Consider the following 8,654-nt stretch of genomic DNA (forward strand, 5'->3'; position numbering starts at 1 on the left):
AATCAGCCCATTCGTCCGCAGGGGGCGAATGGGCTGAGAGAGGGCTGCGCAGGCAAATTCAATCAGAACGGAATATCATCATCCATATCATCAAAATTCGCTGCCGGCTTGGCTTCCTGGCGGCGTGGCGGCGGTGGGGTGTCGTCGCGCATGCGCGGCGGTTGGTTGTCGTCGTAGCCGCCTTGCGGGGCGCCGTAGTTGCCACCGCGATTGCCGCTACCGCCGCCCATATTGCCGCCACCACCGTAGCCGCCGCCGTCATGGCTGCCGCCTTCGTAGCCGCCACCGCCGCCGCCGCTGTTGCGGCCGCCCAGCATTTGCATTTGGTCGGCGACGATTTCTGTGGTGTAGCGGTCGTTACCTTGCTTGTCTTGCCATTTGCGGGTTTGCAGGCGGCCTTCGATGTACACCGAGCTGCCTTTTTTCAGGTATTCACCGGCAATTTCCGCCAGACGGCGGTACATGACAATATTGTGCCATTCGGTTTTTTCCTGGCGCATGCCATTTTTGTCTTTCCAGGTTTCCGTGGTGGCGATGCTGTAGTTCGCCACGGCGTCGCCGTTGGGCATGTAGCGCACTTCCGGGTCGCGGCCGAGGTTGCCGACCAGAATCACCTTGTTGACCGATGCCATTTTATTGAGTCTCCCTGATTGATTGGCTGGCGCCTGCTTCGTCCCAGCCGGTTTGCGCCACCTTGAGGTAGGCCACGCGCTCGGCGGCAATCACCACCGCTTCTTCCACGCCATGCAGGGCGCGCAGGCGGGCCGACAGCGTGGCCGGGTTGCCCTGCCAGCCGTCGGGCAGCGCCAGCATCTGGGTGCGAACGGCGCGCGGCGGGCGCATGGTGATGGCCATGAGCAGCCACAGCAGCATCAAGGCGGAGCAGAATGCAAACACGAACGGGGCGCCGCCATGACTGTACAACCAGCCCCCGGCAGCCGCCCCGAGAAACAGGCCCAGCGATTGGGCGGTATTATACACACCGATGGCGGTGCCCTTGGCGTCGGCGGGGGCGATTTTGGAAATCAGCGAGGGCAGTGTCGCTTCCAGGATGTTGAAGGCGATGAAATACCCCCCCAGCAAGACCACAATGGCGGTCAGCGAATCCAGCGCCAGGGTCATGCCCAGCTGCGCGGCAGCCATCAGGGCGATGGCGGCGACAAACACTTTTTTCAGCTGGTGGCGTTTTTCGCCATAGATAATGGCCGGCACCATCAGCACAAAGCCGGCCACCACCACCGGCAGATACACCTGCCAGTGGTGCGCCTTGTCCAGGCCGTGGTGCAGCAGGGCAAAGGGGATGACCACAAACATGGCCATTTGCGCGGCGTGCAGGGCAAAGATGCCAAAATTCAGCCGCAGCAGCTGGCCATCGCGCAGCACGGCGGGCAGCCGGGCGGTGTTGGCTTCGGCATCGGAATGAAAGCGCGACACGCTGGGGTCGGGGATGGCGAATTTCACCCACACCAGCGCCAGCAGGCTGAGCGCGCCAGTCAGGGCAAAAATCCCCGGCACGCCAATCAGCCGCGCCAGCAGCGGGCCCAGCACCAGGCTGGCGGCAAAGGTCAGGCCAATGGTCATGCCGATCATCGCCATGGCGCGGGTGCGGTGTTCTTCGCGGGTCAGGTCGGCCAACAGCGCGGTGACGGCGGCGGAAATCGCCCCGGCGCCTTGCAGGGTGCGGCCCAGGGTGAGGGTGAGCAGATCATGCGCGCCAGCGGCCACAAAGCTGCCCAGGGCAAACACCGCCAGCCCGCCGTAAATCACCTTTTTGCGGCCGATGCGGTCGGACAGCATGCCCAGCGGCAGTTGCAGCAGGGCTTGCGTCAGCCCGTAGCTGCCCAGCGCCAGGCCAATCCAGGTGGGGTTATCGCCGCCGGGCAGCTGATGGGCGTACAGGGCAAACACAGGCAGGATAAGAAACATGCCCAGCATGCGCAGGGCGTAGATGCCGGCAAGCCCCAGGCTTGCCCGTAGTTCGAGTTTGGTCATGGTGACAGCTGTATGCTGGGCGCACGGTGGGGGTGGGCCATCCGTTGCGCCGGTTTTGGTTCCGAGGGGGGCCGCCATCTGCCCGCCGCATCATGGTGCGCCACGGCAAAATCCGTGGTGCACAGCGCGCTGGCGCGGGGGAGCGCCAGCTTGCAGCGCGGCAAGTCAGCAGGCTTGGGCCAATGGCGGGAAACACGGTATATTAACCGATTCCTCCCCGGCTTTCAGCGCAGACACTCATGGATCTGATCCGCATTCGCGGTGCACGCACGCACAACCTCAAAAACGTCAATCTGGATTTGCCCCGACACAAGCTGATTGTGATGACGGGCCTGTCCGGCTCGGGCAAGTCTTCGCTGGCGTTTGACACCCTGTACGCCGAGGGTCAGCGCCGCTATGTGGAAAGCCTGTCCGCCTACGCCCGGCAGTTTTTGCAGCTGATGGAAAAACCCGACGTAGACCTGATCGAAGGCCTGTCGCCAGCGATTTCCATCGAGCAAAAAGCCACCAGCCACAACCCGCGCTCGACGGTGGGCACGGTGACTGAAATCCACGATTATCTGCGCCTGTTGTTTGCCCGCGTCGGCACGCCGTTTTGCCCCGAGCACGAACAGCCGCTGGAAAGCCAGACAGTCAGCCAGATGGTGGACCATGTGCTGGCCTTGCCGGCCGACACCAAACTGATGGTGCTGGCGCCGGTGGTGGTGGGCAAAAAGGGCGAGCAGCTGGATTTGTTTGACGAGCTGCGCGCGCAGGGCTTTGTGCGCGTGCGGGTGGACGGCGAGGTTTACGAACTGGACGCCGTGCCCAAGCTGGACAAAAACAAAAAGCACACTGTCGATGTGGTGGTTGACCGGCTGAAAGTGCGCGAAGACGCCAAGCAACGGCTGGCGGAATCTTTCGAAACCGCGCTGCGCCACGCCGACGGCCGGGCGATTGCGCTGGAAATGGACAGCGGCCAGGAGCACTGGTTTTCCGCCAAGTTTGCCTGCCCGGTGTGCAGCTACAGCCTGCCCGAGCTGGAGCCGCGCCTGTTTTCGTTCAATAACCCGATGGGCGCCTGCCCCAAGTGCGATGGCTTGGGGCAAATCAGCTTTTTTGACCCCAAGCGCGTGGTGGCCCACCCCGAGCTGAGCCTGGCCGCTGGCGCGGTGAAGGGCTGGGACAAGCGCAACCAGTTTTATTTTCAGATGCTGCAAAGCCTGGCCATGCACTATGGCTTTGACATCGACACCCCGTTCGAAAACCTGCCGGAAGCGGTGCGCAAGGTGGTGTTGTATGGCTCGGGCAGCGAATCCATCCCGTTTATTTACCTGAACGAAAAAGGCAGCAAATTCACCCGCAGCCATCCGTTTGAGGGGATTTTGCACAATTTCGAGCGCCGCTACCGGGAAACCGACTCCAGCGCGGTGCGCGAAGAATTGGTCAAATACCAGAACAGCCAGCCCTGCCCCAGCTGCGGCGGCTCGCGCCTGCGCCGCGAGGCGCGCCATGTGCGAGTGGGCGGCGAAACCCTGCACACCATCAATCAATGGCCGCTCAAGCAAACCGCCGGGTTTTTCAGCTCGCTGGCGTTCACTGGGCAAAAGCAGGCGGTAGCGGAAAAAATCGTCAAGGAAATCAGCGACCGCGTGCAGTTTCTGGTGAACGTCGGCCTGGACTACCTCAGCCTGGACCGCTCGGCCGACACCCTGTCCGGCGGCGAAGCGCAGCGCATCCGCTTGGCCAGCCAGATCGGCTCTGGCCTGACCGGGGTGATGTATGTGCTGGACGAGCCGTCCATCGGCCTGCACCAGCGCGACAACGACCGCCTGCTGGCCACGCTGATGCGGCTGCGCGATCTGGGCAATAGCGTGATTGTGGTCGAGCACGACGAAGACGCCATCCGCGCCGCGGATTACGTGGTGGACATGGGCCCCGGCGCGGGCGAGCACGGCGGCGAGGTGCTGGTGGCCGGCACGCCGGCCGAAGTGGCCGCGCATGGGGATTCGGTCACCGGGGCGTTTTTGTCTGGCCGCCGGCAAATCGTTGTGCCGGCCCAGCGCCGCACGCCCGACCCGGCGCGTTGGCTGACGCTGAGCGGCGCGCGCGGCAACAACCTGAAAAACGTCACCCTGCAACTGCCGCTGGGCTTGTTGGTGTGCATCACCGGGGTGTCCGGCTCGGGCAAATCCACGCTGATCAACGACACGCTATACCATGCCGTCGCCCGCCATCTGCACGGCGGCAGCGCCGAGCCGGCGCCGTTTGATGACATTCAGGGTCTGGAGCAGTTCGACAAGGTGATCAACGTCGATCAAAGCCCGATTGGCCGCACCCCGCGCTCCAACCCGGCCACCTACACCGGGCTGTTCACCCCGATTCGCGAGCTGTTTGCCGGCGTGCCGATGGCGCGCGAGCGCGGCTACGGGCCGGGGCGCTTTTCCTTCAACGTCAAGGGCGGGCGCTGCGAAGCCTGCCAGGGCGATGGCATGATCAAGGTGGAAATGCATTTTCTGCCGGATATCTATGTGCCGTGCGACGTCTGCCACGGCAAGCGCTACAACCGGGAAACCCTGGAAGTGCAATACAAGGGCAAGAGCATTCACGAAGTGCTGGACATGACCGTCGAGCACGCGCTGGAATTCTTTGCCGCCGTGCCCACGGTGGCGCGCAAGCTGCAAACGCTGATGGACGTCGGCCTGGGCTATATCCGCCTGGGGCAAAGCGCCACCACGCTGTCTGGCGGCGAGGCGCAGCGGGTGAAGCTGGCGCTGGAATTGTCCAAGCGCGACACCGGCCGCACCTTGTACATCCTGGACGAACCCACCACCGGCCTGCATTTTCATGACATTGATTTGCTGTTGCAAGTGCTGCACCGCCTGCGCGAGCACGGCAACAGCATTGTGGTGATCGAACACAATCTGGACGTGATCAAAACCGCCGACTGGATTATTGACCTGGGCCCGGAAGGCGGCGCGGGCGGCGGGCAGATTCTGGCGGCTGGCGCGCCGGAAGAGGTGGCAGTGCACCCGGATAGCCATACCGGGCACTATCTGAAAAAAATCCTGGACGCAGCGTCCGGGCGCTGAGGGTGAGCGCTAACAGACGGCAAGCACCAGGATACATCCTCACAAAGCACAGCGAAATGGCGCACGGCAAGCGGTACGGCAAGGTCATGCTCTCATGCCAGACGGGTTTGGCGAGCGGCGCCTGGCCAGGACCGCTGCGCTGGGTTTTGTGAGCAACGCTAAATGCAAACCGGCCTGTGTCGTGTCTGTGTGCTTTTTCACACCCACACCCATGACATTTTCCATTCCGCTGAGTGTGGGTTTCTTGACATTCGGTGCTTTCTAGAAAAAATTTTCCAGCATCATCAATCATATGCACGCTGGCACCATCCCTGCATGTGGTCGCCCTGACAGACATCAGGATGGAGCAGACCCCACATGAACAAGATCGGGATGTTTTTTGGTTCGGAAACCGGCACCACCCGGCTGGTGGCGAAAAAAATCCATAAAAAACTCGGCGAAGCGCTGTGCGACAAACCCGTCAACGTCAACCGCGTCACCCTGGCCGACTTGCTGCGCTACGACGCGCTGATTCTGGGCACGCCCAGCTATGGCGAAGGCGACTTGCCAGGCAAAAGCGTGGGCTGTTTTGAGCCCAACTGGGAAGAGTTTTTCGCCCAAGGGCCGGCCGAGGCGGATTTCAGCGGCAAGCGCATTGCCTTTTTTGGCCTGGGCGCGCAAGAGCGCTACGCCGACCGCTTTGCCAGCTCGCTGCGGCCGCTGGTGGATAAATTCCGCGCCTGGGGCGCTGAGGTGGTGGGCGACTGGCCGCTGGATGGCTACCGCTATGATTATTCCGCCGCCGAGGTTGACGGCCGCTTTTTGGGGCTGATTATCGACCAGCGCACGCAAGGCATGCTCACCGATGAACGCATCGACGCCTGGCTGGCGCAAGTTACCCCGCTGCTGCAAGCGGCATTGACGGGAGACGGCGCATGAGCTGGCTGCGCATTTCTGCCAGCGAGGCGCTGACCTTGCTGGCGCAGGACGACGCCACGGTGTTTGATGTGCGCGACAGCGCGGCCTATCAAGCCGGCCACCTGGCCAAGGCCGCCAACCTGGCCATGGAGCGCATCCCGGCGTGGAGCAAGCGGCTGAACAAAGACGCCCCGGTGCTGGTGTATTGCTATCACGGCAACAGCAGCCAGGAATACGCCCAGATGCTGGCGGATTTTCGTTTTAACCGGGTGTACAGCGTGGACGGCGGCTTTGCCGCGCTGCTGGACGCCGGCGCGGCGCTGGCATGAACACCCCCGCCGACGTTGCCGCCTGGGCCGCCGCCGCCCCACTGAGCGCCAGCGATGTGGATTGCGCCACCACGGTGATGCTGAAAATCCTCGACGGCAAATGCAAAATGGCCGAGCGGGAAAAACACATCATGGCCTGGCTGTACGACGCCTTGCTTGGCCGCCCCGGCCAGCGCTTTGGCCAGGCCGAACACGCGCTGATTGCCCAGGCCCGCGCCGGCATGGACGAAGCACTGCGCCAGACGGTGTACGAACGTCGTGTACTGGCGGAAACCACGCTATCGCGCCCGGTGATGAAAACCTTCAAGGCGATGATCCGCGCCCAAGGTTTGTTTGCCGGCGAGGCGGGGGAAAACAGCGACGAAGAAAATTAAGCGCCGCTCACAAAACCCCTGGGCGTGTGACGCAGACAGTAAACAAATCCGGCAAGGTCACACCCCAACGCCAGGCGGGTTTTGTTAGCCGCTCTAAACACGCTCAACGCCCGCCAGGATGCCGCCACAATACATCCGCCGCGCCAGCCGCCACATTCAAATGCCGCGCCAGCACAAACAGCACATCCGACAAACGGTTCAGGTAATGCAGCACATGCGGCGACACAATATCCTCGCGCGCCAGCGTGACCGCCTGCCGCTCGGCCCGACGTGCCACCGCCCGCCCCACATGGGCCAAGGCCGCCGCCCGACAGCCGCCCGGCAAAATAAACTCGCGCAACGGCGGCAAATCCGCGTTCAGCGTGGCCAGCCAGCTCTCCAGGCGCAACACCTGAATCTCGCCAATCGCCTGATACCCCGGCACGGCAATTTCGCCGCCCAGATCAAACAAATCATGCTGAGTATCCACCAGCGCCGCGCGCGCCGCGTCTGGCAAGGGCTCACACAGCAATACACCGAGATGGCTATTGAGTTCGTCAACCTCGCCCAGCAAACGCACGCGCGGGCAATCCTTGGCCACCCGGCTGCCGTCACCCAGGCCGGTGCTGCCGTCGTCGCCGGTGCGGGTGGTGATGGTGGAAAGACGATGGGTCATGGTATTCACTTTAAAAAACAAAAATTGAGTCAAGAATGCGCTGGGCAAATCACGCTTGCCGCCAGGCAGAGAAGCCAGCACTTTGATTTTTATCGGGTTGACTGTGGGGCAAGACCATCCTCAGCCTCGCTGCGCTGAGTGCTGCAAGCCGCGCTTAAACGCCGTGCACCGCTCGCCCAGCAGCGCGGCGCGGCGCCTGGCGCACACACCGGGAACTTGGCCGGCGGCGCATCATCACAGCAAAATCTGCCCCGCCACGAGCCGGTGAGGCGCGCAGCAACACCAGGGCAAACCTAAGATTCAACATTATCCGCTATGATAAAGATCAATAAAACCGCTTTTTTCTGGAGCCCACATGACTGACGACCTCTCCCGCCTGAGCGAGGCGCAATGGCGCGCGCGGCTGACGCCAGAACAATTTCGCGTGACTCGCCAGGGCGGCACCGAATACCCGTTCAGCGGGGAACACTACCGCCGTAGCGAGCCCGGCCAATATCACTGCGTCTGTTGCGGCGCCCATCTGTTTGACGCTGACGTCAAATTCGACGCCGGCTGCGGCTGGCCCAGCTTCTGGCAAGAAGCCCCCGGCGCCGGCATCCGCCGCCTGCGCGACCGTAGCCACGGCATGATCCGCACCGAAGTGCGCTGCGGCCAGTGCGACGCCCACCTGGGCCATGTATTCGACGACGGCCCACCGCCCACCGGCGAACGCTACTGCATCAACTCGGTGGCGCTCACCTTCACCGCCCAGAGCGCCGCATGAATCCGCCCCCACTGCCCGCCCTGCACCATCCCCGCCCCTGGCTGCGCGCCCTGTTTGCCATCGCCGGCGTGCTGGCCCTGCTGGCCGGGATCATCGGCATCTTTTTGCCAGTGCTGCCCACCACGCCGTTTGTGCTGCTGGCCGCCGCCTGCTTTGCCCGCTCATCGCCGCGCATATACGGCTGGCTGCTCCGCCACCGCCTGTTTGGCCCGATGATCGACACCTGGCAGCGCGAACGCGCCGTGCCGCGCCGGGTAAAATGGATTGCCCTCGCCAGCATGGCATGCTCGATTGGCCTGTCGCTCTTGCTGATGCAAGGCCAACCCTGGCTGCAACTGCTGCTGGCCGTGATCGGCCTCACCCTGAGCGCCTGGCTGATCAGGCTGCCCGAACCGCAACTGGCCAGGGCCAACCACGCCCAGCGCTAGTAGCCAGTCACGTTGAAACGCGAGGATAAAGACGAGCAAGCTTACGTCGGGCATCCTGAGTGGAGAACTTCCACTTGATGGGGATGGCTTTGGCGTTGCGTTCACGCACATTGGCCTCAACCTCGCGTCGCAACGTTTCTTCATC

General features: G+C 63.0%; 9 protein-coding genes. 6 read left to right on the plus strand and 3 right to left on the minus strand.

The features are described from left to right. Positions 1-62: 62 nt before the first annotated feature. Both ssb and DFR34_RS13040 read right to left on the minus strand, forming a co-directional pair. On the minus strand, positions 63-632 hold the full coding sequence (gene ssb / locus DFR34_RS13035; RefSeq protein ID WP_110391596.1) for a single-stranded DNA-binding protein: 570 nt from the start codon (positions 630-632) through the stop codon (positions 63-65). 1 nt (position 633) lies between these two features. Beyond that, entirely contained in the window at positions 634-1,992 is a 1,359-nt protein-coding gene (locus DFR34_RS13040) for an MFS transporter (protein ID WP_110391597.1), read from the minus strand. Positions 1,993-2,231: 239 nt separating this feature from the next. Between DFR34_RS13040 and uvrA the strand changes: the two genes are divergently transcribed. The 4 genes from uvrA to DFR34_RS13060 all read left to right on the plus strand — a co-directional run bounded on the left by uvrA (position 2,232) and on the right by DFR34_RS13060 (position 6,663). Beyond that, positions 2,232-5,063 (plus strand): excinuclease ABC subunit UvrA, encoded by a 2,832-nt coding sequence (gene uvrA / locus DFR34_RS13045; protein WP_110391598.1) that lies wholly within the window; start codon positions 2,232-2,234, stop codon positions 5,061-5,063. 357 nt (positions 5,064-5,420) lie between these two features. After that, on the plus strand, positions 5,421-5,981 hold the full coding sequence (locus DFR34_RS13050) for a flavodoxin (protein ID WP_110391599.1): 561 nt from the start codon (positions 5,421-5,423) through the stop codon (positions 5,979-5,981). Continuing rightward, positions 5,978-6,289 carry a rhodanese-like domain-containing protein gene (locus DFR34_RS13055; RefSeq protein ID WP_110391600.1) on the plus strand — a complete coding sequence of 104 codons (312 nt, stop codon included), beginning with the start codon at positions 5,978-5,980 and terminating at the stop codon, positions 6,287-6,289. The genes DFR34_RS13050 and DFR34_RS13055 overlap by 4 nt, the downstream gene beginning before the upstream one ends. Beyond that, the gene (locus DFR34_RS13060; RefSeq protein WP_110391601.1) at positions 6,286-6,663 is read left to right on the plus strand and encodes a hypothetical protein; all 378 of its coding nucleotides are present in this window, start codon (positions 6,286-6,288) and stop codon (positions 6,661-6,663) included. The genes DFR34_RS13055 and DFR34_RS13060 overlap by 4 nt, the downstream gene beginning before the upstream one ends. Before the next feature lie 103 nt (positions 6,664-6,766). Here DFR34_RS13060 and DFR34_RS13065 read toward each other — a convergent pair whose 3' ends face one another. Beyond that, positions 6,767-7,318 (minus strand): cob(I)yrinic acid a,c-diamide adenosyltransferase, encoded by a 552-nt coding sequence (locus DFR34_RS13065; RefSeq protein WP_110391608.1) that lies wholly within the window; start codon positions 7,316-7,318, stop codon positions 6,767-6,769. 355 nt (positions 7,319-7,673) lie between these two features. Here DFR34_RS13065 and msrB point away from each other — a divergent pair, with 355 nt between their 5' ends. Both msrB and DFR34_RS13075 read left to right on the plus strand, forming a co-directional pair. Continuing rightward, on the plus strand, positions 7,674-8,081 hold the full coding sequence (gene msrB / locus DFR34_RS13070; RefSeq protein WP_110391602.1) for a peptide-methionine (R)-S-oxide reductase MsrB: 408 nt from the start codon (positions 7,674-7,676) through the stop codon (positions 8,079-8,081). Then, positions 8,078-8,509, plus strand: coding sequence for a YbaN family protein (locus DFR34_RS13075; protein ID WP_110391603.1), 432 nt, complete (start codon positions 8,078-8,080; stop codon positions 8,507-8,509). Before msrB ends, DFR34_RS13075 begins: the two co-directional genes overlap by 4 nt. The last annotated feature ends 145 nt before the right edge of the window (positions 8,510-8,654 follow it).

The sequence above is a fragment of the Rivihabitans pingtungensis genome, from assembly GCF_003201855.1.
GTDB lineage: Bacteria > Pseudomonadota > Gammaproteobacteria > Burkholderiales > Aquaspirillaceae > Rivihabitans > Rivihabitans pingtungensis.